Raw genomic sequence first — 25,564 nt, 5'->3', positions numbered from 1 at the left:
ATGTCCGCACAACCGAACCATCCGGCCCAAATGACCCCCGACGAACTCGCTCGCGCAACCGCGGCCGCCATGTACGAAAACGACGCGTGCAGCCGCGCGCTCGGCCTCGAAATCGTGGAAGTGCGCCCAGGGTACGCGCGCCTGCGCATGGCCGTGCGCGACGACTTCCTGAACGGTCATCAGATTTGCCACGGCGGCCTGATTTTCACGCTCGCTGATTCGACATTCGCTTTCGCCTGCAACACGTACAACATCAACACCGTTGCAGCCGGCTGCTCGATCGAATTCCTGCGGCCGGTAAAAGGCGGCGACGTATTGACCGCCGAAGCAGTCGAGCAAACGCTGAGCGGCCGCACGGGTATTTACGACATTCGCGTCACGAATCGCGCAGAGGAGACCGTGGCTATGTTTCGCGGCAAATCTGCACAGATCAAAGGCAACCTGATTCCTGCGGGCGATTGAATAGCAGATTGAACAGCAGAGTCGCGCCAGAATCGCAGCAGAGTCGAGGCGCATCCGCGACACATTGGCAGCGCATCCATAGATAGCAACGAGTCCCCGGTTTTCGCGCGCAAGCGCACCGCATCCCAGACCCCAAGCATTGAGGCAGTAAGGAGACATTCGATGACCACCGCCCTCCCGCTCGATCCCATCGAGACAGCCAGCCGCGACGAACTCGCCGCGCTCCAACTCGAACGGCTCAAATGGTCGCTGAACCACGCGTACGAGAATTCGCCGGTCTATCGACAAAAATTCGATGAAGCCGGCGTCCATCCGAGCGAAGTGAAGACCCTCGCGGACCTGGCGCGCTTTCCCTTCACCACCAAGAAGGATCTGCGCGACAACTACCCGTTTGGTATGTTCGCGGTGCCGCAGGAACAGATTTCGCGGATCCACGCGTCGTCCGGGACGACGGGTAAGCCGACGGTCGTCGGCTACACGGCGCGCGATATCGATACGTGGGCGAATCTTGTCGCACGTTCGATCCGTGCCGCAGGCGCGAAGCGCGGCGACAAGGTTCATGTGAGCTATGGCTACGGCTTGTTCACAGGTGGCCTGGGCGCGCATTACGGCGCCGAGCGCGCGGGGCTGACGGTGATCCCGTTCGGCGGTGGTCAGACTGAAAAGCAGGTGCAACTGATTCAGGACTTCCGGCCCGACATCATCATGGTGACGCCGAGCTATATGTTGTCGATCGCCGACGAGCTCGAACGGCAAGGCATCGATCCGGCGAATTGCTCGCTGCGCATCGGCATTTTCGGCGCGGAGCCGTGGACGAACGACATGCGCCAGGCGATCGAAAAGCGCATGGGCATCGACGCTGTCGATATCTACGGTCTATCTGAAGTGATGGGGCCTGGCGTTGCGTCGGAATGCGTCGAGACGAAAGATGGCCCGACTATCTGGGAAGACCATTTCTACCCCGAGATCATCGACCCCGAAACCGGCGAAGTGCTGCCGGACGGCGAGCTCGGTGAACTGGTATTCACATCGTTGACCAAGGAAGCGCTGCCGATCGTCCGTTACCGAACGCGCGATCTGACGCGCCTCTTGCCAGGCAGTGCACGCACCATGCGCCGGATGGAAAAAATCACGGGCCGTTCCGACGACATGATGATCGTGCGCGGCGTCAATGTATTCCCGACGCAGATCGAAGAATTGCTGCTCAAGCAGCACGCCCTCGCGCCTCACTATCAGATCGTGCTAACCAAGGAAGGCCCGCTCGACGTACTGACGTTGAACGTCGAGCCCTGCCCGGAGTCAGCGCCCGATACTGCTGCGCTGACCACGGCGAAGCAGGCGTTGACCTATGAGATCAAGGCGCTGATCGGCGTGAGCGCAGTGGTGAACGTGCTGGCTGTCAACGGGATCGAGCGCTCGGTGGGCAAAGCACGGCGGGTGGTGGACAAGCGGAAGTCGGGGCTCTAAGCGGTACGCGGATGCGTCGGAGGTTGATGCTTGATAACGGAGCTGATCAGCGTCAGCCCCGTTATCAAATATGAAGTCCGTGAATCGGGGCTAACCGTGCGGCAGGCAAAGCACAGCAGGTGGCGCGCCAACGTAAAACGGAGAGAGCCAACGCCAGCGGCAAAGTCTGTATCTGGAAGCTGCGCCGCTAGCTGAAGCCACATGCGGGGAAAACTAGCCACGCAACGGTTTTCAACCAGGAACCAGGAACCAGGAACGAGAAAACCCGCTGCCGCCCGCCAAAACCTCACGAATTCGGCAACAACAACCACATCCGGCCGCCCTGCTTCATCTTGCCGGCCAGATCGCCAGCATCGTCGCCAAGACCCCAGAAGTAGTCCGCGCGCACGCCGCCTTTGATCGCAGAACCGGTGTCCTGCGCAAAGACGAGGCGATTCATCGGTGAGTTCGTCAACGGGCGCGTAGTCTGCAAGAACACCGGCGTACCCAGCGGAATCGAGGTCGGATCCACGGCGATCGACCGCTCCGGCGTCAACGGCACACCTAGCGCACCGATCGGACCATCGGCCCCGCCACTCGGCTCGCTCTCACCCGACGGCATCTCGCGAAAGAACACGAAGCGCGGATTCGTATCGAGCAACGCGGCAACCCGTGTAGGGTTCGCGCGCGCCCACGCCTTGATGCCCTGCATGGTCGCCTGGGCCGGTGTCAGTTCGCCGCGATCGAGCAGCCACCGCCCAATCGACTTGTACGGCTGATTGTTCGTGCCGCCAAATCCGACCCGCATCACGCTGCCATCTTCCATCACAACGCGCCCCGATCCCTGCACCTGCAGGAAGAAGGCTTCGATCGGATCGTCGACCCACACGAGTTCATTGCCGTTGAGCACGCCCGCACGCTCGAGTTGCGCACGCGCCGGCAGCGGCGCACCTGCGCGATAACCGGAGGGCCAGCGGTACAGCGCCGTTTGATACACGCCGTGCTGCGTGCGCGAACCGCGCAGCAATGGCTCGTAGTAGCCGGTGACGAGGCCGTCGAGCGTGCCGTCGTTATTGGCTAACTGGAACGGCGTGAAGTACGCCTCGAAAAACGCCCGCGCACTGGTAACGTCGAGATCGTCGATCTGAGAGGCCGCCGCGCATGCGCGAGCCCAGTTAGGTTGACGCGCAAGCCTCAGGCAGTTTTGCCGCAACGCTGCCGTTGCGCCGATCAGCGAATCGTCCTGCCACCCCGGCACCTGCTGCCAGGCTACCGCGGTGAGCCGCGTCACGGCGATCTGCCCGGGTATGATCGCGGCACCCGTTGGCGGAGAAACCGAAGGCCGAACTGCGCCGCCGCCGCCGCAGGAAGCCTGCATCACCGCAACCGAAAGCGCCCCAAGCCATGCTCCGGCCGTGCGGACAAACCGCATACAATGTTCGTTCTTGATGGAAACCGCCATGTCTGATCTGTTCGACGAATACCCGATGCTCATCTTCGCGCTGGAATCGCTCCTCGCGCTCTTCCTGCTCGTCTTTATCGTTGTATGGACGTCGTCCGGCAAGAAAAAGGCCGCGCGCGCCGCCAGCAATAAACAGCAAAAGCAGCAAAAATCCCAGTAACGCTGCGCCGTAAAGCTTCTTAAAGACCGCGAGCCGCGCCCTCGGTTCAATGCAAAGTACGCGGCATACGCAGAATGAACTCGGGAACCGGTGCGTCGAAGCGCTCGCCGTCCTCCGCCACGCAGAAATACTCCCCGCGCATGGTGCCGACGGGCGTGGCGATCACCGCCCAACTCGTATATTCAAAGTGCTCGCCCGGTTTGAGCAGGGGCTGATGCCCGACCACGCCCAGGCCTTTGACTTCCTGCACGTTGCTGTCGCTGTCGGTAATGACCCAGTGACGCGCAATCAGCTGCGCCGGCACGAGGCCGCTGTTACGGATAGTCAGCGTGTATGCAAACGCATACTGGCGGCGCTCCGGGTCCGACTCTTCGGGCAGAAACTGCACCTGCGCCGAGACGCTGAATTCGTACTGGCTCATCCTGATTCCGGTCTGATGAAACGGGCTAAAAAATCGCGGAAAGCCCCGAACGCCAATGGTTTGCAGGCGCATTGGCACTGCGGCGCTTATGGTTTGGCATTCTGCTTGATGCGCGGCACGCCCGCAACCGGACAAATCCCTCTGGCCAAGGGCCGCTAAGGCGTTTTGTCACTTTTGCCGCGCGCTTCTGGTGCAGGCATCAACCCGCCCGCGAGACGCTTCAGCCGCGCACAAAACGGTAAAATGGCGATTTCCCGCTCGCACCCGCCCCCGCCATGACGCAATTCCGCATCGCCCCCAGCATTCTGTCCGCCGATTTCTCGCGCCTCGGCGAAGAAGTCCGCAACGTTGTCGCCGCCGGCGCCGACTGGATTCACTTCGACGTGATGGACAACCATTACGTGCCGAACCTGACAATCGGCCCGCTCGTCTGCGAAGCGATCCGCCCGCACGTCGACGTGCCGATCGACGTGCATCTGATGGTGCGCCCGGTCGACCGGATCGTGCCGGACTTCGCCAAGGCCGGCGCGAATCTGATCAGCTTTCACCCGGAAGGCTCGGACCATATCGACCGCACGCTGTCGCTGATTCGCGACCACGGTTGTAAAGCCGGTCTCGTGTTCAACCCGGCCACGTCGCTGAACCATCTGGACTATGTGATGGATAAGGTCGACCTGGTGCTGATCATGTCGGTGAATCCGGGCTTCGGCGGTCAATCGTTCATTCCTGAGGCGCTCGTCAAACTGCGCGAAGCGCGTAAGCGGATCGATGCCTACACGGAAAAAACCGGTCGCGAGATTCATCTCGAAGTGGACGGCGGCGTGAAGGTCGACAACATCGCCGAAATCGCAGCGGCTGGCGCGGACACGTTCGTGGCAGGCTCGGCGATCTTCGGCGCGCCGGATCACAAAGTGGTGATCGACAAGATGCGCGCCGCACTCGCCAACATCGAGCACTGATCGAGCCCCGATCGATCGCTGAGACCCCACGCACAAAATGACGACTTCGTTCCCTGCCCCGACCTTCACCGGCCCGCGCCTGCAAGCCGCGATCATCGACCTCGATGGCACGATGATCGATACCGCAGACGATTTCACCGCCGGCCTAAACGGCATGCTTGCGCAACTCGACGCGACAGAAACCTCGCGCGAGGAAGTGGTCGGCTACATCGGCAAGGGCTCGGAGAATCTGATTCGCAGTGTGCTGGCTCAGCGCTTCGAAACAGACCACGCACAGGACCGTTTCGACGAGGCGCTCGCGATCTATCAGGAGGAGTACGCCAAGATCAACGGCGTGCACACGCGGCTCTATCCCGAGGTCGAAGCCGGCCTCGGCGCCATGCGCGATGCCGGCCTCAAACTCGCCTGCGTGACCAACAAGCCGCACCGTTTCGCTGTCGAATTGCTGGAGCAATACAGGCTCAGCCAGTATTTCAGCGTCGTGCTCGGTGGCGACAGCCTGCCGAAAAAGAAACCGGATCCGCTGCCGATGCTCGCCGCCGCGGCGCAGCTAGGCGTCGAGCCGCAAGCCACGGTCGCCATCGGCGATTCGGAAAACGATGCGCTGGCAGGCCGCGCTGCGGGCATGGCAACGCTGACCCTGCCGTACGGCTACAACCACGGCCGAGCTATACAAGAAATAAAATCCGATGGTATAGTTGCCTCGCTGCTCGATGCCGCCAAGGCTATCGCAGCGCACCATTCCACGACCTGAAAAGTCCCTCATCCTCATGTTTCTGAATAAAAAACGGAGTCTGATTAGCATCGACCGGGGAGCCTGGCCCTGGCGTCGCTGGTCGCGCTAACCTCGCCTGAGGTACGCTGAAGCTCGTCTTCGGCAACCGTTTTTTACTTCGCTGCGCTCACGCGTTTTTTCCATCACCTTGTTTCGCTGCACTGGTTGATTTGGCCCTCGTGTACCCGCAAAGTACATCTGTGCGCTGAAACCCCTTGCATGCGTCGATGGGAAACTCGCGCCGGTCGGTATCATCGTGTCGTCACATCGAACGAACGCCTGACCGGGCGCGCCGCGCCCCGCTTTGTCCGACGCATAGTGCCGTCTGACGTACGTACAGGATCGGAACATGACCGAACTCGAATTCCAGTCCCTCTCCAACGAGGGTTTCAATCGCATTCCGCTGATCGCCGAAGCGCTCGCCGACCTCGAAACGCCGCTCTCGCTGTACCTGAAGCTTGCTCAGCCTGAACGCAACGGCGCCAACTCGTTCCTGCTGGAATCGGTGGTGGGCGGCGAACGCTTCGGCCGCTATTCGTTCATTGGCTTGCCGGCGCGCACGTTGCTGCGCACCCGCAACGGCGTGTCGGAGGTGGTGAGGGACGGCCAGGTCGTCGAAACGCACGAAGGCGATCCGCTCGAATTCATCCAGCAATTCCAGGGCCGCTTCAAAGTGGCGCAGCGCCCCGGCCTGCCGCGTTTCGCGGGCGGCCTGGCGGGCTACTTCGGCTATGACGCGGTGCGCTACATCGAGAAAAAACTCGCGCACACCGCGCCGCAAGACGACCTGAACCTGCCGGACATTCAGCTGCTGCTCACCGAAGAAGTCGCGGTGATCGACAACCTCGCGGGCAAGCTCTACCTCGTGGTGTACTCGGATCCGACGCAACCCGAAGCGTATACAAAAGCCAAACAGCGTCTGCGTGAATTGCGCCAGCGTTTGCGCTCGACCGTGCAGCCGCCGGTCACGTCCGCCAGCGTTCGCACCGAGACCTATCGCGAGTTCGCCAAAGACGATTATCTGGCCGCCGTGCGCAAAGCGAAGGAATACATCGCCGCCGGCGAGTTGATGCAGGTGCAGGTCGGCCAGCGTCTGATCAAGCCTTACCGCGACAATCCGCTCTCGCTGTATCGCGCGCTGCGCTCATTGAATCCGTCGCCGTACATGTACTACTACAACTTCGGCGACTTCCACGTGGTCGGCGCGTCGCCGGAAATTTTGGTGCGCCAGGAAAAGCGCGGCGAAGATCGCATCGTGACGATCCGGCCGCTCGCCGGCACGCGACCGCGCGGCAATACGCCCGAACGCGACGCCGAGCTCGCCACCGAACTGCTGAACGATCCGAAGGAAATCGCCGAACACGTCATGCTGATCGACCTCGCGCGTAACGACGTGGGCCGCATCGCCCAGATTGGCTCGGTGGTCGTCACGGACAAGATGGTCATCGAGAAGTATTCGCACGTGCAGCACATCGTGAGTTCGGTCGAAGGCAAGCTGAAGCCCGGCACCACCAATTTCGACGTGCTGCGCGCCACCTTCCCGGCCGGCACGCTGTCCGGCGCGCCGAAAGTGCGTGCGATGGAATTGATCGACGAACTGGAACCGGTGAAACGCGGCCTCTATGGCGGCGCCGTCGGCTATCTGTCGTTCACCGGCGAAATGGATCTGGCCATCACGATCCGCACCGGCGTGATCGCAAACGGCAATCTGTATGTGCAGGCGGCAGCGGGCGTAGTCGCGGATTCGGTGCCGGAATCCGAATGGCAAGAGACCGAGAACAAGGCGCGCGCCGTGCTGCGCGCCGCCGAGCAGGTTCAAGACGGCCTCGATAGCGACTTCTGACCGGAGATATACCATGCTGCTAATGATCGACAACTACGACTCGTTCACCTACAACCTGGTGCAGTACTTCGGCGAACTCGGCGAAGACGTGCGCACCTATCGGAACGACGAAATCACGCTGGAAGAAATTGCGAAACTCAACCCGGAGCGTATTTGCCTGTCGCCCGGTCCGAGCAACCCGCAACACGCCGGTATCACGCTCGACGTGCTGCGCGAGTTCGCCGGCAAAACGCCGATTCTCGGCGTCTGCCTCGGCCATCAGGCGATCGGTGAAGCATTCGGCGGCCGCGTGGTGCGCGCGCAAACCATCATGCACGGCAAGGTGAGTACGATCGAAACCGACTGCAAAGGCGTGTTCGCCGACCTCCCGAAGCATTTCGTCGTGACGCGTTATCACTCGCTCGCGATCGAACGCGAATCGCTGCCTGACTGTCTCGAAGTGTCCGCATGGACCGAAGACGGCGAAATCATGGGCGTGCGTCACAAGGAACTGGCGGTAGAAGGCGTGCAGTTCCATCCGGAATCGATCCTGTCCGAACACGGCCACGCGCTGCTCGAAAACTTCGTGAAGCAGTCGAAGCTCGCAACAGCCCACCGCAACGCTTGATCAGGAGAGACGAAATCATGTCGATTACGCCCCAGGAAGCGCTGCAACGCACGATCGAGCACCGCGAAATTTTCCACGACGAAATGCTGCATCTGATGCGGCTCATTATGCGCGGCGAACTGTCACCCGTGATGTCGGCGGCGATCATCACCGGCTTGCGCGTCAAAAAAGAGACCATCGGCGAAATCACCGCTGCCGCTACGGTGATGCGTGAATTTGCCCGGCACGTCGAGGTGCAGGACAACTCGAACTTCGTCGATATCGTCGGCACCGGCGGCGACGGCTCGCACACCTTCAATATTTCCACGGCGACGATGTTCGTTTCGGCCGCTGCCGGCGCCAAGGTCGCGAAACACGGCAATCGCGGCGTGTCGAGCAAGTCGGGCAGCGCGGACGTGCTCGAAGCGCTCGGCGTGAATATCGATCTGCAGCCGGAACAGGTAGCGGCCTCGATTGCGGAAACCGGCATGGGCTTCATGTTCGCGCCGAACCATCATCCGGCGATGAAAAACATCGCGCCGGTGCGCCGCGAACTCGGCGTGCGAACCATCTTCAACATTCTCGGGCCGTTGACCAATCCAGCCGGTGCCCCGAATCAGCTGATGGGCGTGTTTCACGCCGACCTCGTCGGCATTCAGGTGCGCGTGATGCAGCGACTCGGCGCGAAGCACGTGCTGGTGGTGTACGGCATGGACGGCATGGACGAGGTCTCGCTCGGCGCAGCCACGCAAGTCGGCGAGTTGCGCGACGGCGAGGTGCACGAATACGAAATCCATCCGGAAGACTTCGGCATGCAGATGGTGTCGAACCGCACGCTGAAAGTGGCCGACGCGGCCGAGTCCAAACTGATGCTGCTCGAAGCGCTCGACAACAAGCCGGGTGTCGCGCGTGAAATCGTCACGCTGAACGCGGGCACGGCCCTCTATTCGGCGAACGTGGCGGCGTCGATTGCCGACGGCATCCAGTTGGCGCGCGAAGCGATCGCGAGCGGCAAGGCGCGCGCGAAGGTCGACGAACTGATCCGCTTCACCCAGCAATTCAAGCAGTAACTACGTAGCGAGATACTCATGAGTGACATCCTCGACCGCATCATCGCGGTCAAACGCGAAGAAGTCCGCGTGGCCGAACAAAGCGCGCCGCTCGAAGAACTGCGCCTCGAAGCTTCGTCGCGCGACATTCGCGATTTCGTCGGTGCATTGCGCGCGAAACACACGGCCGGTCTTCCCGCGGTGATCACCGAGGTGAAAAAGGCGAGCCCGTCGAAAGGCGTGCTGCGCGAACATTTCGTGCCGGCCGAAATTGCGCGTTCGTATGAAAAGCACGGTGCGGCCTGCTTGTCCGTCCTCACCGACGTGCAATTCTTCCAGGGCAGCGTGGCGTATCTCGAACAGGCGCGCGCCGCTTGCAATCTGCCCGTGCTGCGCAAAGATTTCATCGTCGATCCGTACCAGATCGTCGAAGCCCGCGCGATGGGTGCGGACGCGATTCTGCTGATCGCTGCCGCGCTGGAAACCTCCCAGATGCAGGACCTGGAAGCGCTCGCGCATTCGCTGGGCCTCGCGGTGCTGGTCGAGGTGCACGACAGCAATGAGCTGAAGGAAGCGCTCACGCTGAAGACGCCGCTGATCGGTATCAACAACCGCAATCTGCGTACCTTCGAAACGTCGATCGAGACGACCATCGGCATGCTCGAATCGATTCCTGACGACCGCATTGTGGTCACGGAGTCGGGCATTCTGTCACGCGTCGATGTCGAACGTCTGCGGGCGATGGACGTGCATACGTTCCTCGTCGGCGAGGCGTTCATGCGCGCGGAAGAGCCGGGTGTGGAACTTGCGCGGATGTTTTTCTAAGCGCGGGTTCAACACGCAGGCTACGTAGCGGAGCAGGTCATGGGCATGGAACGTGAAATCAAGCTGGCGCTGCCGGTGAGCCAGGTGAGTCCGGCGACACAGTGGTTCGTCGCGCGCACGGGCAACGAGGGTCGCCCGATCGAGCTGGCGAATATTTACTTCGATACGCCGACGCTGGCGCTCGCTACTTCGAAAAGCGCGCTGCGCCTGCGGCACACGCCGGACGGGTGGCTGCAAACCTTCAAGACGGTAGGCAACGCCAAGGATGGTTTGCACAGCCGGCATGAGTGGGAAATGCCGGTGGTGGGTGAAAAGCTGGAAATCGACGCTTTGCTGCGTGAGTGTGACGAGCCAACGGCGGCTGAAGCACTGCGTCAGGCGGCGCCAGATCTGATCGAATTGTTCCGCACGAATTTCACCCGCACGCTGTGGCATATCGATCTGGACGGCTCGAAAGTCGAAGCCGCGATCGATCAGGGCAACGTCATCGCGGAGGTGAACGGCGAAATCCGCCGCGCGCCGATTTGCGAAGTGGAGCTTGAATTGAAGTCCGGTGACGAAGCCGCGCTCAGTACGCTGGCGAGAGAACTGGGCAAGCAGGTAGCTGGACTGGCACCGGACAACATCAGCAAAGCTCAGCGCGGCTATCAATTGCGCGCGGGCTAGGTCCGCGGCGTGCGACGCGCGCAGCAACGGGTGTGTGTCGCCTCGTTCGTTTCCGCGTTTGGGCCTCGCCGCAGTTGTGTCACCGATTGCGCCACGCGCTAAAGCCGAATTGCAGTACCGCCAGCGCTGCCGCCCGTTGCACGCCAGCACAATGCGTGGTCTTCGCGCGGCACAAACTTGAGCTAGTCCACGTTTGCTGCGACACTTCTGCGCCATGACCTCAGCTTCCCGCACCCGCTCCAATTCGTCGCAAGCCTCGTTGTTCAGCGACGCCACCGCCATGCCGGCCAGCGGAACGACCACGCAGCCGCCGTTGTCCGCTGCCGACGCGCCGCCAACGCTCGAAGCCCAGTTCACCGCCCTGCCTCCGGCCTGGCGCGCCCACCTCGCACCGTTCATCGAAAGCGACGCCTACGCGCCGTTGTGCCGTTTCGTCGACGGTGAGCGCGCGGCCGGCAAAACGATCTATCCCGCCGACGTCTTTCGAGCCCTGCGCCTCACCAGCCCCGACGAAGTCAAAGTCGTGATCCTCGGCCAGGACCCGTATCACGGCGAAGACCGTGGCACGCCGCAAGCGCACGGACTGGCGTTTTCAGTCGCGCCGAACGTACGCACGCCACCGTCGCTGCGCAATATCTTCAAGGAGATCGCCGCGAGCCTCGGCCACGAGCCGCCACGTCACGGTTGTCTCGACACCTGGGCCAAACAGGGCGTGCTGCTGTTGAACACGGTGCTGACCGTCGCGCGCGATTCGGCCGCGAGTCACGCGAAACGCGGCTGGGAGAAATGCACCGACACCTTGATTCACGAACTGGCCATGCGCCATGACAGTCTCGTGTTCATGCTGTGGGGCGCACACGCGCAAGCCAAGCGCGCGCTGCTCGGCGGCAAGTCGCATTACGTGCTGGAGGCCCCGCATCCGTCGCCACTGTCGGCGCATCGCGGCTTTCTCGGCTGCGGACACTTTGCGTCGGCAAACGAATATCTCGTGAAGCACGGCCGCGAACCGATCGACTGGCGCTTGCCCGACGAAGCGCAGATGCTGGCCTAAGGCCCCCACTGCGCGCAAAAACAAAAACGCCACGGAACTCACATTCCGTGGCGTTTTTTCATTCCATCGCGCCGCGACCACGCAGCACGAGACAAACCTCAACCCTTACGCAGCAGCGATCGCTTCACGCGCGCCAGCCAATGCAGCGGAAGCAGCGTCCGGGCCCATGTTCAGGCCTTCAGCGTAGATGAAGTTCACGTCGGTCATGCCGAGGAAGCCCAGGAAGCTCTTCAGATACGGCGTCTGGCTGTCGTTCGGGGTGCCCGCATACTTGCCGCCACGAGCCGAAACCACGAACACCTTCTTACCCTTCACGAGACCTTCCGGGCCGTTCGCCGTGTACTGGAACGTAATACCGGCACGTGCGATGAAGTCGAAGTACGTCTTCAGTTGCGACGAGATACCGAAGTTGTACATCGGTGCGCCGATCACGATGACGTCGGCGGCTTGCAGTTCGGCGATCAGCGCTTCGCTGCGTGCAGCGATCGCAGCTTGTTCCGGCGTGCGCTGGTCAGCCGGCGTAAAGAACGCGCCGAGGATGGCGTCGTCCAGGTGCGGCAGCGGTTCAGCTTGCAGGTTACGGACGACGACTTGCGCGCCCGGATTCGATTGTTGCAGCTTGGCGGTGAGCTCGTTGACGAGAAGCGTCGAGTTCGCGCCTTGCGAGCGGGCTGCCGAGTTGATTTGCAGGATCGTGGTCATGGTTGACTCCAGTAGGGGCGCGCAGTTTTGCGCGAGTGGAGCCATTGTGTTTTTTTACCGCCTCGGGAAAAAGCCGTCCGGCAGCGAAGGATTGTTGCACTGGTAGAACAATCGCCTCGCTTTGAACCATCGATTCATCTCGCCGATGCTTACAATAAGCTTGCCAGCCAGCGCTCCCGCGCCTTGCGGGCAGCAGGCCGCTTGTCGCTCACGGCGAGCTTGTAGCGCGACGCCTCAGGCCCGTCCAGCTTGACTTGCGCGGTACGCAGTTCGTCGCGGCGGAAGGCGTGGACTTCGACTTTTGCGCCCGGCAGATAGCGCGACAACAGCGAATCAAGATTCGAGCCGGTCACGCGCAGGCCGTCGAGCGCGATCAGCACGTCGCCCGCCGAAAGGCCGGCTTTTTGTGCCGCGCTGCCTTCGTGAATCGCCGCCAGTGTGCAATCCGCACCGCCGCGCACGCGCGCGCCGAGCGACGGTTTGCCGTGCTTTTCCAATTCCGGCGCGAGCGTAACGCCAAATGGTGCGAGGAGCGTCTCGAGGGGCAGATCGCGGGTGCCGTACACGGCTTCGGCGAACAATTCGCCCAGTTGCACACCCGTCGCTTCGGCAAAAATCGCCTCGATCTCGCTTTCTTCGACGCCGACGGGCTTGCCGCGATAGAAGTCGCGCCCAAACCGCTTCCACAGGAGGCGCATCACGTCGTCGAGCGATTTGCGGTTACTGGTCTGCGTGCGGATGGTCAGATCGAAGGCGAGCGCGACGAGCGAGCCCTTGGTGTAATAGCTGACGATCGCGTTCGGCGCGTTTTCGTCCTGCCGATAGTATTTGACCCAGGCGTCGAACGAGCTTTCGGCCACCGTCTGCTTCAGGCGCCCACTGCCGCGCAGCACGCCGCCAATCACCTTGCCGAGCATGCCGAGATAGTCTTCTTGCGAGATCAGGCCGCTGCGCACGAGGATCAGATCGTCGTAGTAAGACGTGAAGCCTTCAAACAGCCACAGCAGCGGCGTGTAGTTTTCGACGCTCAGATCGTACGGCGCAAACACGGCCGGCTTGATGCGCTTCACGTTCCAGGTGTGGAAGTATTCGTGGCTGCACAGGCCGAGGTAGGTTCGGTAGCCCTCGGTGAGCGCGTCGCGGCCTTCCACCGGCAGGTCGCCGCGATTGCAGATCAGCGCCGTCGAGGCGCGGTGTTCCAATCCGCCATAACCATCGGCGACGGCCTGCGTCATGAACACGTAGCGATCCATGGGCGCCTTCTTCGACTCCGGCTCGAACAAGGCGATCTGCGCTTCGCAGATACGCTTCAGATCGGCGGACAGACGCGCCATATCGAGGCCGATCACGCGCCCCGCGATCACGATATCGTGCGATACGCCGTGCGCCTTGAACGTCTCCAGCGCGAACTCACCCAACGTAACCGGGTGATCGATCAGCTCATCGTAGTTCTGCGCGCGATACTCGCCAAAGCCATAGCGCTTCGTGCCGCGCGCCTCCGGCAGCGCGGTCGCGACCCGCCAGTTGCGATACGCCGCGCCGTCCGGCTTCTGGATATCGACCACGCACTGCGCTTCCTCATGACCGAGCGCCACCAGGAACACGCTCGTGCCATTGAAAAAGCCCGTCGTATCGTCGAGATGCGCGGCGCGCACCGACAGATCCCATGCATACACCTCGTAGCGCAGCGTCAGCGGACCTTTGACGGGCGCTGCCTGCCACGTGTGCTTGTCGTTTTTTTCGACGCGCACCTTCCGCCCCGCCTCATTGGTGCCGCGCAGCGTGACGATGTTGCGGGCAAATTCGCGCACCATGTAGCTGCCCGGAATCCACACCGGCAGCATGAAACGTTGGCCGGCCGGATCGGGATCGGTGACGGTCACAGTGACTTCGAACAGATGGGCGGCGGGTTGCTTGGGAACGATGGTGTAGCGGATCGGCTTCATCGGCGGGCGAATAGGAGGTGTGTAGCGGGGAGGTTCGGAGCTTGATGTGAAAGGAGGCGCACTTCGCGCCTCCTTTCTTCGACTTGTGCCGCGTGCTCAGTGCACGGCAGACATTTCCTTGTCCAGCCGGTCTGCCGACACGGCGCCGGGCAGGCGGCGGCCGTCGGCGAGGAACACGGTCGGCGTGCCGTCGACGCTCATCGCGTGGCCGAGGGCCAGGTTCTTGTCGATCGCGGCGGTGTCGCAGGTGCCGGCGGCGGTGGGCGCCTGATGATCCTGCATCCACGATTCCCATGCCTTCGCGCGGTCGGTCGAGCACCAGATCGACTTCGACTTGGCGGTCGAATCCGGCGACAGCACCGGGTACAGGAAGGTGTAGACGGTTACGTTATCGATCGACTTGAGCGAGGTTTCGAGCTGCTTGCAGTACGGGCAGTTCGGATCGGAGAACACCGCGATCTTCCGCGCGCCGTTACCCTTCACGACCTTCACCGCGTTCGCGAACGGCAGGCTCGCGAAGTCGATGCGATTGGTCTCCGACAGGCGCGCTTCGGTCAGATTCTTGCGCGTCTTCGCGTCGACCATGTCGCCGAGCATGAGGTAGTCGCCGTTCGCATCGCTATAGATGATCTGCGTGCCGAGATTCACTTCGTAGAGGCCGGCGATCGGCGACTTCGTCACGCTCTTGATCGTCACGTCGGTCAGACGCGTTTGCAGCGTGGCTTTGAGCTTGTCGGTGGCTTGATCGGCCTGCGCGGAGCAGCCGATCGTCACGGCAACGATCGCGAGCGCGGCGGCTGCGATGCGGAAGGATTTTTTCATGCTGAATTCCTGGAGTTCAATCGCGCGCATTGCGCGTTTTAGGGACGTTTCCGGTCTGACCGGAATGGCGTCCGTCCGCTCATGATACCCGTCTCGCCGGTCGGGTATGTGGGCCCGGGCGCTTTACCCCAGCGCGGCCGACACCAGCCAGCGCTTGATGAACGGCTGCGCCCCGACAAATGCCATACCGGTATTGCGCAATACCTTGGCGAACGGACCGGGCGCCGAGAAGAGCTTTTGCAGGCCGTCGGTGGCGATCATCAGCGCGCGGATGTCTTCGCGGCGGGCGCGCTCGTAGCGGCGCAGCAGCACCATGTCGCCGAGATCGCGGAACGCTTCCTTGCCGGCGACCGTCTCGGCGAGCGCCGCGACGTCGCGCAAACCGAGGTTCATGCCCTGGCCCGCCAGTGGGTGAATCAGATGCGCGGCATCGCCGACCAGCGCGACACGCGGCGCGACCAGCTTGTCGACCGTTTGCAGCGCCAGCGGGAAGCCTTGCGCGGGCGTCACGCATTCCAAGGCGCCGAACTGCTCGCCCGTCACGCGTTCGACTTCGGCAGCAAGTTGCGCCGGGTCGAGCGCGAGCAGTTGCTCGGCGTGCTCAGTGCGCGCCGACCAGACCAGCGACACGTGGCCGTCCGGCATGGGAAGCAACGCGATGATTTCGCCGTCCTTGAACCATTGATAAGCGGTTTCGCCGTGCGGCCTTTCGGCCTTGAAGTTCGCGACCACACCGGTTTGCTTGTAGTCGCGCCGGATCATTTTCGAGCCGATCTGCGCGCGCACCCACGAATGCGCGCCGTCCGCACCGACCACCAGATCGGCCTCGAGCACATTGCCGTTGGCAAGGCCGACGCTCGCGCCGTCTGCGGCCAAGTCGAGCGCCTGCGCGCGCGCGTCGATCCAGGTGAGATTCGGCTGGAAACGCAGCGCGGCATCCAGCGCGCGCTCGATCACCGATGACTCGACGATCCAAGCCAGTTGCGGCACGGATGCCTGAAACGCGGAAAAATGGAGTTCGGCATGCGCGTCGCCGTAGACGCGCATGTCGTAGACAGGCCCGAGCTTCGAGAGATCGAGCGCCTGCCAGACCCGCAATCGCTCCAGCAGAGCCTGCGAACTCGACGACAGCGCATAGACCCGCGAGTCGAAGGTGGCGCCCGGCGGCAGCGCCGCGCAGGGTTGCGCGAGCTGCGCCACGCGCAGTCCGCCTTGCGTCAGCGCCAGCGCCGCGGTCTTGCCGACGAGCCCGCCGCCGATCACGGCGGCATCAAAGGTCTGGTGGTGTGCGTTCATCCGCGCATTATAGCCGCGGGGGTTGCGGGGGACGGATCGAGCCGCCAGCTTTACCGCAGGCAGATCAAGAACCCGATCCGAACGGGTTACAATTGCGCTTTCCGTGACAAAACTCGCCCAGAATCGTCGAGGCAACGCCCCGATCTGGTGTCTTGTCCCGCTCCGCTGCGCTTCCTCCGCCACGCCAAACGCGAAGGCATTTCGAATCCTGCACACAGCGTCGAGCGCATCACGCAACTTACCGATTCACTGAAGGATTTCCATGAGCCTCAAATGCGGCATCGTCGGCCTGCCTAACGTCGGCAAGTCCACCCTGTTCAATGCGCTGACCAAGGCGGGCATCGCCGCCGAAAACTATCCGTTCTGCACGATCGAGCCGAACGTCGGCATCGTCGAAGTGCCGGACGCGCGTCTGAAGGCGCTCGCGGAAATCGTCAAGCCGGAGCGCATCCTGCCGGCCGTGGTGGAATTCGTCGACATCGCCGGCCTCGTGGCCGGTGCGAGCAAGGGCGAAGGTCTGGGCAACCAGTTTCTCGCGAACATCCGCGAAACCGATGCGATCACGCACGTAGTGCGCTGCTTCGAAGATGACAACGTGATTCACGTCGCGAACAAGGTCGATCCGCTGTCGGATATTGAAGTGATCAACACCGAACTGGCGCTGGCCGACCTCGCGACCGTCGAAAAGGCGCTGTCGCGCTATTCGAAGGCTGCCAAGTCGGGTAACGACAAGGAAGCCATCAAGAACGCCGCAGTTCTGGAAAAAGTGCGTGCGCAGCTCGACCAGGCCAAGCCGGTCCGCGCGCTCGACCTGTCGGATGAGGAAAAGGCCACGCTCAAGCCGTTCTGCCTGATCACCGCCAAGCCGACCATGTACGTCGCCAACGTGAAGGACGACGGTTTCGAGAACAACCCGCATCTGGACGCAGTCGCGAAGTTCGCCGCAGCCGAAGGCGCACCGGTGGTCGCCGTGTGCGCGGCGATCGAAGCGGAAATCGCTGACCTCGACGAAGCGGACATGGAAGTGTTCCTCGCCGACATGGGTATGCACGAGCCCGGCCTGAACCGCGTGATTCGCGCGGGTTTCAAGTTGCTGGGCCTGCAAACGTACTTCACGGCAGGCGTGAAGGAAGTGCGCGCTTGGACGATCCACGTTGGCGATACAGCACCGCAAGCAGCGGGTGCGATCCACACTGACTTCGAGCGCGGCTTCATTCGCGCGCAGACCATCGCCTTCAACGACTTCATCACCTACAAGGGTGAACAAGGCGCGAAGGAAGCCGGCAAGATGCGCGCAGAAGGCAAGGAATACGTCGTGCACGACGGCGACGTGATGAATTTCCTGTTTAACGTGTAATCAACGACTGAGGCTTGGCCTCGGCGCGGGGCGGCAATTGGCAGAACGCCAGACGAACATTAAACGCCGCCCACTCCCCCCTCAAAAGCCCGCTCAACGCGGGCTTTTGCTTTTACTGCTCGACTGCTGCGCTAGCTGCCGCGCACCGGAGCGGCACCGAGATACCGTCCCGGACTGCCGCCATTTGCGATGGCGAATCCGCCAGCACCGCATCGATACCCAGACACGCAGCCATTCGATAGTCGTCCGCATTGTTCACTGCAATCGCCACGATCCGAACATCAGGCTTCTGCCGGAAGCAGGCCACGGTTAAAGGTGTCCACAGCGTTGCCTGCACGTCGGAGCGGCCTTCGCCCAAGGTGAACTTCTCCACCACCGTCATTGCGCGATGCAGTTCGAACGCTGTCATTGCGTGTTCGACAGGCGCATCCACACAGCCCTGATTCAGTAACACGCGCACGAGCCGCCCACGTGTTGCATCGCGCGACTCGAACAGCCTGGCACGGGGATAAACCGCGAAACTCTGCTGATAGTCCGTCTCGGTCGAATAGATCGATACCCGCGACCACGCGTTTTCTTCGTCCAGCACGCGCGCCACCGCTTGAGCCTGCGGCGCGGCGGGCAACGCTTTCATATCCAGGATGACTGGCATGGCAGGCGGAATCGCCTGCAACGCTTCACGCAGCGTCGGAATGCCGACGGGGTGATCGCGATAGGGATACGCGCCGCCCAGTCGGAAACTCCAGCCGGCGTTCACACGTGCGAGTTCCGCGGCCGTCAATGCGGACACCGGCCCCTTCGCATCGGTCAACGCCGACAGATCGGACGGACGGTACAGCACCGGTACGCCGTCCTTGCTCAATTGAACCGTGAGCCACATGGCATCGGCATGGTGCGCCATCGATTGGCGAATCGCTTCGAGCGTGTTTTCGGGCGCGTCGCCTGTGCCGCCACGATGCGCGATGACTCTGGGCAACGATGTCGCCGGCGCGGATCCATTCGCCGTTGTGACAGACGTCAGCGCACATCCCGCTAGCATGAGACCTGCTATCGAACCACACACCGTCAATCGAACCAAACTCAGCATCTGGAATCCTGATTAAAAAAACATTCCGATCGAAACCGCGGACGATCGCGCACAGGAAAGCACGCCTTACCTCCCCTTACATCATGCCCGCACACGGGTAGTGGCGACCCGCGTGCAGGCATGACCTCGCGCAACCCCGTGCCTTCAGGCATCCATTATTTCCGTTCCGTGACAGCCAGTGCTAAATTGCGGCATCCGGCGTCTGTCGAAAGTAGGCTCCCGCCTTGCAGCCGACTCCGGACTGTCATCGAACACAAATAGAATCGCGCGATTCCCACCCGCGCCCGTTCCGGCAAGGAGACCTATCGATGCGTTGCAAGCCGCTTTTCCGTTCGCTTTCCGTTGCCGCCGTGCTGAGCTTCGGCATCAGCCAGGCAGCGCACGCCGCCACCGAAATCCAGTTCTGGCATGCCATGGAAGCCGCACTCGGCGAGCGTCTGAACGACATCGCCAACGCGTTCAACGCATCGCAAAGCGACTACAAGATTGTGCCGGTGTTCAAAGGCAGCTACGACCAGACCCTCGCCGCCGGTATCGCCGCTTATCGCAGCGGCAACGCGCCGGCCATTCTTCAGGTCTACGAAGTCGGCACCGCGACGATGATGCAGGCGAAAAAGGCCGTGATCCCGGTCTCGGACGTGTTCAAGCAAGCCGGCGTGCCGCTCGACGAAAAAGCCTTCGTGCCGACCATCTCCAGCTACTACAGCGACTCAAAAACCGGCGAGCTAATCTCGATGCCGTTCAACAGCTCGACGCCGGTGTTGTACTACAACAAGGACGCGTTCAAGAAAGCCGGGCTCGATCCCAATCAGCCGCCGAAAACCTGGGCCGAATTGCAGGTGGACGCGCAGAAGCTGAAGACATCGGGCATGGCGTGCGGCTATTCGTCGGGCTGGCAGAGCTGGATTCAACTCGAAAACTATAGCGCCTGGCATGGCGCCCCGTTCGCGTCGAAGAACAATGGTTTCGACGGCGCCGACGCGCAGCTGGAGTTCAACAAGCCGCTGCAGGTCGCGCACATCCAGTTCCTGCAGAACATGCAGAAGGAAGGCACCTTCACCTACGTCGGCCGCAAGGACGAACCGGTGTCGAAGTTCTATAGCGGCGACTGCGGGATCATCACGAACTCGTCGGGTTCGCTCGCCACGATCAAGAAGTACGCGAAGTTCAACTTCGGCACCGGCATGATGCCGTATGACGCCAGCGTGAAGGGCGCGCCGCAGAACGCGATCATCGGCGGGGCAAGCTTGTGGGTGCTGTCGGGTAAAGATCCGGCCGTCTACAAGGGCGTGGCGAAATTCCTGTCGTATCTGTCCTCGGCGCCGGTTGCCGCGAAGTGGCATCAGGACACGGGCTATCTGCCGGTCACGACCGCCGCGTATCAGCTGACGCAGCAGCAAGGCTTCTACGAGAAGAACCCGGGCAGCGACACCGCGATCAAGCAGATGCTCAACAAGCCGCCCCTGCCGTACACGAAGGGGCTGCGTCTGGGCAACATGCCGCAGATCCGCACCGTGATCGACGAAGAACTCGAACAGGTGTGGGCGGAGAAAAAGACGCCGCAACAGGCGCTCGATTCGGCCGTGTCGCGTGGCGACGAGTTGCTGCGCCGCTTCGAGAAAGCCGGTAGCTAAACGTAACTAAGCGCTAGCCGGCCGGCAAGGTTTCGGTGCCCTCGCACCGAAACCCGTCGTGGTAGTAAAACCCTGGGAATTCTCGATGGAAAAACGCTCCAGCTTCGGCACCAGCGTATTGCCCTACCTGCTCGTCGCACCGCAACTTCTGATCACGCTGCTGTTCTTTCTGTGGCCGGCAGGTGAAGCGCTGTGGCAATCCACGCAGAGTCAGGACGCGTTCGGCACGTCGAGCGAATTTGTCGGCCTCGCCAATTTCAAGCAGTTATTCGCCGATCCGCTGTATCTGTCGTCGTTCAATACGACGCTGATTTTCTGTGCGCTCGTCACCGTGTTCGGATTGGTGATTTCGCTCCTGCTGGCGGTCTGCGCGGATCGCGTGACGCGCGGCGCGAAGATCTATCAGACGCTGCTGATCTGGCCGTACGCGGTCGCGCCCGCGATCGCCGCCGTGTTGTGGTCGTTCCTGTTCAACCCGAGCATCGGCCTCGTCACCTATGCGCTCGCGAAGAACGGCATTGTGTGGAATCACGCATTGAATGCGGGCCAGGCGATGTTTCTGGTCGTGCTGGCGTCCGTCTGGAAACAGGTCAGCTATAACTTTCTGTTCTTCTACGCCGGCTTGCAGGCCATTCCGCGTTCGCTGATCGAAGCGGCAGCCATCGACGGCGCCGGTCCGGTGCGGCGTTTCTTCGGCATCGCACTTCCGCTGCTCTCGCCGACCAGCTTTTTCCTGCTGGTGATCAACATCACCTACGCGTTCTTCGACACCTTCCCGGTGATTGATGCCGCCACCGGCGGCGGCCCGGCGCAATCCACCCGCACGCTGATCTACAAGATCTTCGCCGAGGGCTTCCAGGGGCTGGATATCGGCAGCTCGGGCGCGCAGTCCGTGATCCTGATGGTGATCGTGGTCGCGTTGACGGTCGTGCAATTCCGCTTCATCGAACGCAGGGTTCAATACTCATGATCGAGAACCGCCGCGGTTTCGACCTCTTCTGCCATGCGGTGCTGATTCTTGGTGTCGTGCTGGTGGTGTTTCCGGTGTACGTCGCGTTTTGCGCGGCGACGATGAGCGAGCATGAGGTGTTCAGCGTGCCGCTGTCACTCATGCCGAGCACGCATCTGTTCGAGAACATCGCGACCGTCTGGTCGCATGGCAGCGGCAATGCAGCGGCGCCGTTCGGCCGCATGCTGTTCAACAGCCTCGTGATGGCGCTGGTGATTTCGATCGGCAAGATCGCCATCTCGATGATCTCCGCGTACGCGATCGTGTTTTTCCGCTTTCCGTTTCGCAATCTGTCGTTCTGGCTGATCTTCATCACGCTGATGCTGCCGGTCGAAGTGCGCATCTTTCCGACGGTGCAGGTCGTGTCGTCGATGCATCTGAGCAATACGTACAGCGGCCTGACCTTGCCGCTGATCGCATCGGCCACCGCCACGTTCCTGTTCCGCCAGTTCTTTATGACACTGCCCGACGAGCTGATGGAAGCGGCGCGCATCGACGGCGCCGGTGCGATGCGTTTCTTCTGGGACGTGGTGCTGCCGCTGTCGAAGACGAACATGGCGGCGCTCTTTGTCATCACGTTCATTTACGGCTGGAATCAGTATCTGTGGCCGATCCTGATTACGAGCCAGCAATCGCTGACGACTGCCGTGATCGGCATCAAAAGCATGATCGCTTCCGGCGACACCGCGACGGAATGGCACCTCGTGATGACCGCGACCCTGCTCGCCATGCTGCCACCGCTCGCTGTGGTGCTGACGATGCAGCGCTGGTTCGTGCGCGGGTTGGTGGACTCGGAGAAGTAACTCGCGCAAATTGGGCGAGCTTCGGCGTTGAACATGGAATAAATAACACCGCGCCAGGCGCGGTACGCGCGGCAAGCGCGGCAAGCGCGGCAAGCGCGGCAAGCAACGAAAAGGCTAAAACAGCATGGCTGCACTGACTCTGCAAGGCGTTAAAAAGACCTACGACGGCAAACAGTTCGTGTTGCACGGTATCGATGTGGACGTCGCGGACGGCGAGTTCGTCGTGATGGTCGGTCCGTCGGGTTGCGGCAAATCGACCTTGCTGCGGATGGTGGCCGGACTCGAGGGCATTTCCGACGGCACTGTCTCGATCGCCGGCAAAGTGGTCAATCGACTGGAGCCGAAGGATCGCAACATCGCGATGGTGTTCCAGAACTACGCGCTGTATCCGCACATGAGCGTCGCCGAGAATATGGGCTATGCGCTGAAGATCGCGGGCGTCGATCGCGCGCAGATTGCGAAGCGCGTGGAGGCCGCGGCGCAGATTCTCGAGCTTGAACCGCTGCTTGCACGCAAGCCGCGCGCGTTGTCTGGCGGTCAACGACAACGCGTCGCCATGGGCCGCGCGATCGTGCGTGAACCGGCGGTGTTTCTGTTCGACGAACCGCTGTCGAATCTTGACGCCAGACTGCGTGTGCAGATGCGCCTCGAAATCCAGCGCCTGCATGCGCGGCTCGCGACGACCAGCCTCTACGTCACCCACGATCAGATCGAAGCGATGACGCTCGCGCAACGCGTGATCGTGATGAACAAGGGCCACGCGGAGCAGATCGGCGCGCCGACCGAGGTCTACGAACGCCCGGCCACGGTATTCGTCGCGAGCTTCATCGGCTCGCCGGGGATGAATCTGCTGGAAGGCCGCGTTTCGGATGACGGTGCAACGTTTGAAGTGGCGGGCAACGGGCCGAAGCTGCCGCTGATGGGCGTAACGGCGATTGGGCGCGAAGTGGCCAAAGGTCGCGAATGGACGCTCGGCATCCGCCCGGAGCACATGACGCCCGGTCAAGCGGATACGCCCTACGCCACACTGACGGTCGATTCCTGCGAACTGCTCGGCGCGGACAACCTCGCGCACGGCCGCTGGGGCAAGCATGACGTCACGGTCCGCCTGCCACATACGCACCGTCCCGCAGCGGGCGAAGCGCTGCAAGTCTCGTTACCCGCGCAGCATCTGCACTTCTTCGATCCGGCAACGGGACAGCGCGCGAACTAGAACCAAGGTCGCTGCGGACGCCCTCTGCCGTCCCACCCCCACCCCGAAGTACAATGCCATCTGCACAACCCGCCCGCGCGCGGGGCGTCGCGGGGTTCGAAGCCGCGCTCGACGCCGCGCCGGCCGGTGCCGGTCGCACTGCCCGGCTACAACACCCATTTCCCATCCACCCACGACCGCCCGCCCCCACGCGGCCGGCATCGTCAACGTCTATTGCAAGCAAATGGCCCAATACGTCTTCACCATGAACCGGGTCGGCAAAATCGTGCCGCCCAAGCGTCAAATCCTGAAAGACATCTCGCTGTCGTTTTTCCCCGGCGCGAAGATCGGCTTGCTCGGCCTGAACGGCTCGGGCAAGTCGACGCTGATCCGCATCATGGCCGGTGTGGACAAGGACATCGAAGGCGAAGCCACGCCGATGCCGAACCTGAACATCGGCTATCTGCCGCAGGAACCGCAGCTCGATCCGAACAAGACGGTGCGTGAAGCGGTGGAAGAAGGTCTCGGCGAAGTCTTCGGTGCTCAAAAGAAACTCGACGCAATCTACGCCGCCTACGCGGAGCCGGACGCCGACTTCGACGCGCTCGCCGCCGAGCAGGCAAAGTACGAAGCCATTCTCGCCACCACCGACGGCAGCGCGGAACAGCAGATCGAAATCGCCGCCGACGCGCTGCGTCTGCCGGCGTGGGACGCGAAGATCGAACACCTGTCGGGTGGCGAAAAGCGCCGCGTCGCGTTGTGCAAGCTGCTGCTGGAAAAGCCGGACATGCTCCTGCTCGACGAGCCGACCAACCACCTGGACGCGGAATCGGTCGACTGGCTCGAACAGTTCCTGACGCGCTTCCCGGGCACCGTCGTCGCCGTGACCCACGATCGTTACTTCCTCGATAACGCCGCCGAGTGGATTCTCGAACTCGACCGCGGCCACGGCATTCCATGGAAGGGCAACTACAGCAGCTGGCTCGACCAGAAGGAAGAGCGCCTGAAGCAGGAAGAGTCGTCGGAATCGGCGCGTCAGAAGGCAATCAAGAAGGAACTGGAGTGGGTGCGCCAGAACCCGAAGGGCCGTCAGGCGAAGTCGAAGGCGCGTATCGCCCGCTTCGAGGAACTGAACAGCCAGGACTACCAGAAGCGCAACGAAACCTCGGAAATCTTCATCCCGGTCGGCGACCGCCTGGGTAACGAAGTGATCGAGTTCAAGAACGTCAGCAAGTCGTATGGCGACCGATTGCTGCTCGACGACGTCAGCTTCAAGATTCCGGCGGGCGCGATTGTCGGCATCATCGGGCCGAACGGCGCCGGTAAGTCGACGCTGTTCCGCATGCTGACCGGCCGCGAACAACCGGATTCGGGCGAAATCGTGCAAGGCCCGACGGTCAAGCTCGCGTACGTGGACCAAAGCCGCGACGCGCTCGACGGCTCGAAGACCGTGTTTGCAGAAATCTCCGGCGGTGCGGACGTGCTAACCGTCGGCAAGTACGAAACGCCTTCGCGTGCGTATATCGGCCGCTTCAACTTCAAGGGTGGCGATCAGCAGAAGACCGTCGGCAATCTGTCGGGCGGTGAGCGCGGCCGGCTGCATCTGGCGAAGACGCTGATCGCGGGCGGCAACGTCCTGCTGCTGGACGAACCGTCGAACGACCTGGACGTCGAAACGCTGCGCGCGCTGGAAGACGCATTGCTCGAATTCGCCGGCTCCGTCATGGTGATCTCGCACGATCGCTGGTTCCTCGACCGGATCGCGACGCACATCCTGGCGTTCGAAGGTGATTCGCAAATCACGTTCTTCAACGGCAACTACCAGGAATACGAAGCGGACAAGCGTGCGCGTCTCGGTGAAGAAGGTGCACGTCCGAAGCGCCTGCGTTACAAGCCGATCGCGCGATAAATCTGGAGCCTGGCGGCCCGTTCGTCGGCCGACGAGCGGGTTGTCAGGCGTCAGGGCACACGCATTGCTCGCCACGGCGTGTCACACGCCGTCCCGGCGGGA

Annotated in this window: 23 protein-coding genes; 16 read left to right on the top strand and 7 right to left on the bottom strand. The window is 62.1% G+C overall.

What is annotated here, in order from left to right; translation table 11 throughout:
* Together paaI and paaK are read left to right on the top strand one after the other, a co-directional pair.
* Nucleotides 1–462, top strand: a complete 462-nt coding sequence (paaI, locus tag B0G76_RS00950; RefSeq protein WP_120289355.1) for a hydroxyphenylacetyl-CoA thioesterase PaaI — start codon at nucleotides 1–3, stop codon at nucleotides 460–462.
* A gap of 162 nt (nucleotides 463–624) precedes the next feature.
* On the top strand, nucleotides 625–1,929 hold the full coding sequence (gene paaK / locus B0G76_RS00945; protein WP_120289353.1) for a phenylacetate--CoA ligase PaaK: 1,305 nt from the start codon (nucleotides 625–627) through the stop codon (nucleotides 1,927–1,929).
* A gap of 286 nt (nucleotides 1,930–2,215) precedes the next feature.
* Here the strand turns inward: paaK and B0G76_RS00940 are convergent, their stop codons facing one another.
* Nucleotides 2,216–3,340, bottom strand: a complete 1,125-nt coding sequence (locus tag B0G76_RS00940; protein WP_120296124.1) for a murein transglycosylase A — start codon at nucleotides 3,338–3,340, stop codon at nucleotides 2,216–2,218.
* Between the two features lie 236 nt (nucleotides 3,341–3,576).
* Complete coding sequence (gene apaG / locus B0G76_RS00935; RefSeq protein WP_120289351.1) at nucleotides 3,577–3,951, bottom strand: Co2+/Mg2+ efflux protein ApaG; 375 nt, start codon at nucleotides 3,949–3,951, stop codon at nucleotides 3,577–3,579.
* 275 nt (nucleotides 3,952–4,226) lie between these two features.
* On the opposite strand from apaG, the gene rpe reads away from it, so the two are divergent.
* From rpe to B0G76_RS00895, 8 genes are all read left to right on the top strand, one after another.
* Nucleotides 4,227–4,910, top strand: coding sequence for a ribulose-phosphate 3-epimerase (rpe, locus tag B0G76_RS00930; protein WP_120289349.1), 684 nt, complete (start codon nucleotides 4,227–4,229; stop codon nucleotides 4,908–4,910).
* 37 nt (nucleotides 4,911–4,947) lie between these two features.
* The gene (locus B0G76_RS00925) at nucleotides 4,948–5,664 is read left to right on the top strand and encodes a phosphoglycolate phosphatase (protein WP_120289347.1); all 717 of its coding nucleotides are present in this window, start codon (nucleotides 4,948–4,950) and stop codon (nucleotides 5,662–5,664) included.
* Between the two features lie 370 nt (nucleotides 5,665–6,034).
* Nucleotides 6,035–7,528 (top strand): anthranilate synthase component I, encoded by a 1,494-nt coding sequence (gene trpE / locus B0G76_RS00920; protein ID WP_120289345.1) that lies wholly within the window; start codon nucleotides 6,035–6,037, stop codon nucleotides 7,526–7,528.
* Nucleotides 7,529–7,541: 13 nt separating this feature from the next.
* Nucleotides 7,542–8,135 (top strand): aminodeoxychorismate/anthranilate synthase component II, encoded by a 594-nt coding sequence (locus B0G76_RS00915; RefSeq protein WP_120289343.1) that lies wholly within the window; start codon nucleotides 7,542–7,544, stop codon nucleotides 8,133–8,135.
* 17 nt (nucleotides 8,136–8,152) lie between these two features.
* Nucleotides 8,153–9,184, top strand: coding sequence for an anthranilate phosphoribosyltransferase (gene trpD, locus B0G76_RS00910; protein ID WP_120289341.1), 1,032 nt, complete (start codon nucleotides 8,153–8,155; stop codon nucleotides 9,182–9,184).
* 18 nt (nucleotides 9,185–9,202) lie between these two features.
* Nucleotides 9,203–9,988 carry an indole-3-glycerol phosphate synthase TrpC gene (gene trpC, locus B0G76_RS00905; protein WP_120289339.1) on the top strand — a complete coding sequence of 262 codons (786 nt, stop codon included), beginning with the start codon at nucleotides 9,203–9,205 and terminating at the stop codon, nucleotides 9,986–9,988.
* Between the two features lie 39 nt (nucleotides 9,989–10,027).
* Nucleotides 10,028–10,654: a CYTH domain-containing protein gene (locus tag B0G76_RS00900; RefSeq protein ID WP_120289337.1), complete on the top strand. Its 627-nt coding sequence runs from the start codon at nucleotides 10,028–10,030 to the stop codon at nucleotides 10,652–10,654.
* A 214-nt stretch (nucleotides 10,655–10,868) separates the two neighbouring features.
* Complete coding sequence (locus tag B0G76_RS00895; protein WP_120289335.1) at nucleotides 10,869–11,705, top strand: uracil-DNA glycosylase; 837 nt, start codon at nucleotides 10,869–10,871, stop codon at nucleotides 11,703–11,705.
* 105 nt (nucleotides 11,706–11,810) lie between these two features.
* Here the strand turns inward: B0G76_RS00895 and B0G76_RS00890 are convergent, their stop codons facing one another.
* The 4 genes from B0G76_RS00890 to B0G76_RS00875 all read right to left on the bottom strand — a co-directional run bounded on the left by B0G76_RS00890 (nucleotide 11,811) and on the right by B0G76_RS00875 (nucleotide 16,471).
* Nucleotides 11,811–12,407: an FMN-dependent NADH-azoreductase gene (locus B0G76_RS00890; RefSeq protein ID WP_120296123.1), complete on the bottom strand. Its 597-nt coding sequence runs from the start codon at nucleotides 12,405–12,407 to the stop codon at nucleotides 11,811–11,813.
* 149 nt (nucleotides 12,408–12,556) lie between these two features.
* On the bottom strand, nucleotides 12,557–14,353 hold the full coding sequence (locus B0G76_RS00885; protein WP_120289333.1) for a M61 family metallopeptidase: 1,797 nt from the start codon (nucleotides 14,351–14,353) through the stop codon (nucleotides 12,557–12,559).
* A 96-nt stretch (nucleotides 14,354–14,449) separates the two neighbouring features.
* Nucleotides 14,450–15,175, bottom strand: a complete 726-nt coding sequence (locus B0G76_RS00880; RefSeq protein ID WP_120296122.1) for a DsbC family protein — start codon at nucleotides 15,173–15,175, stop codon at nucleotides 14,450–14,452.
* 123 nt (nucleotides 15,176–15,298) lie between these two features.
* Nucleotides 15,299–16,471, bottom strand: a complete 1,173-nt coding sequence (locus B0G76_RS00875; RefSeq protein WP_120289331.1) for a UbiH/UbiF family hydroxylase — start codon at nucleotides 16,469–16,471, stop codon at nucleotides 15,299–15,301.
* 262 nt (nucleotides 16,472–16,733) lie between these two features.
* Between B0G76_RS00875 and ychF the strand changes: the two genes are divergently transcribed.
* Nucleotides 16,734–17,828 (top strand): redox-regulated ATPase YchF, encoded by a 1,095-nt coding sequence (gene ychF, locus B0G76_RS00870; RefSeq protein ID WP_120289329.1) that lies wholly within the window; start codon nucleotides 16,734–16,736, stop codon nucleotides 17,826–17,828.
* A 112-nt stretch (nucleotides 17,829–17,940) separates the two neighbouring features.
* Here the strand turns inward: ychF and B0G76_RS00865 are convergent, their stop codons facing one another.
* A complete protein-coding gene (locus B0G76_RS00865; protein WP_259460481.1) occupies nucleotides 17,941–18,867 on the bottom strand; it encodes a glycerophosphodiester phosphodiesterase family protein in 927 nt (308 codons plus the stop codon).
* 356 nt (nucleotides 18,868–19,223) lie between these two features.
* Here B0G76_RS00865 and ugpB point away from each other — a divergent pair, with 356 nt between their 5' ends.
* From ugpB to ettA, 5 genes are all read left to right on the top strand, one after another.
* On the top strand, nucleotides 19,224–20,549 hold the full coding sequence (ugpB, locus tag B0G76_RS00860) for a sn-glycerol-3-phosphate ABC transporter substrate-binding protein UgpB (protein WP_120289325.1): 1,326 nt from the start codon (nucleotides 19,224–19,226) through the stop codon (nucleotides 20,547–20,549).
* An 85-nt stretch (nucleotides 20,550–20,634) separates the two neighbouring features.
* The gene (gene ugpA, locus B0G76_RS00855; RefSeq protein WP_120289323.1) at nucleotides 20,635–21,519 is read left to right on the top strand and encodes a sn-glycerol-3-phosphate ABC transporter permease UgpA; all 885 of its coding nucleotides are present in this window, start codon (nucleotides 20,635–20,637) and stop codon (nucleotides 21,517–21,519) included.
* Complete coding sequence (ugpE, locus tag B0G76_RS00850; RefSeq protein WP_120289321.1) at nucleotides 21,516–22,361, top strand: sn-glycerol-3-phosphate ABC transporter permease UgpE; 846 nt, start codon at nucleotides 21,516–21,518, stop codon at nucleotides 22,359–22,361. Before ugpA ends, ugpE begins: the two co-directional genes overlap by 4 nt.
* A gap of 124 nt (nucleotides 22,362–22,485) precedes the next feature.
* On the top strand, nucleotides 22,486–23,574 hold the full coding sequence (locus B0G76_RS00845) for a sn-glycerol-3-phosphate import ATP-binding protein UgpC (protein ID WP_120289319.1): 1,089 nt from the start codon (nucleotides 22,486–22,488) through the stop codon (nucleotides 23,572–23,574).
* 223 nt (nucleotides 23,575–23,797) lie between these two features.
* On the top strand, nucleotides 23,798–25,462 hold the full coding sequence (gene ettA, locus B0G76_RS00840) for an energy-dependent translational throttle protein EttA (protein WP_120289317.1): 1,665 nt from the start codon (nucleotides 23,798–23,800) through the stop codon (nucleotides 25,460–25,462).
* Nucleotides 25,463–25,564 lie beyond the last annotated feature (102 nt).

The sequence above is a fragment of the Paraburkholderia sp. BL23I1N1 genome, from assembly GCF_003610295.1.
Classification (GTDB): Bacteria; Pseudomonadota; Gammaproteobacteria; order Burkholderiales; family Burkholderiaceae; genus Paraburkholderia.
The sequence above is the reverse complement of the archived record's forward strand: the minus strand, read 5'-3'. Positions and strand labels throughout refer to the sequence as shown.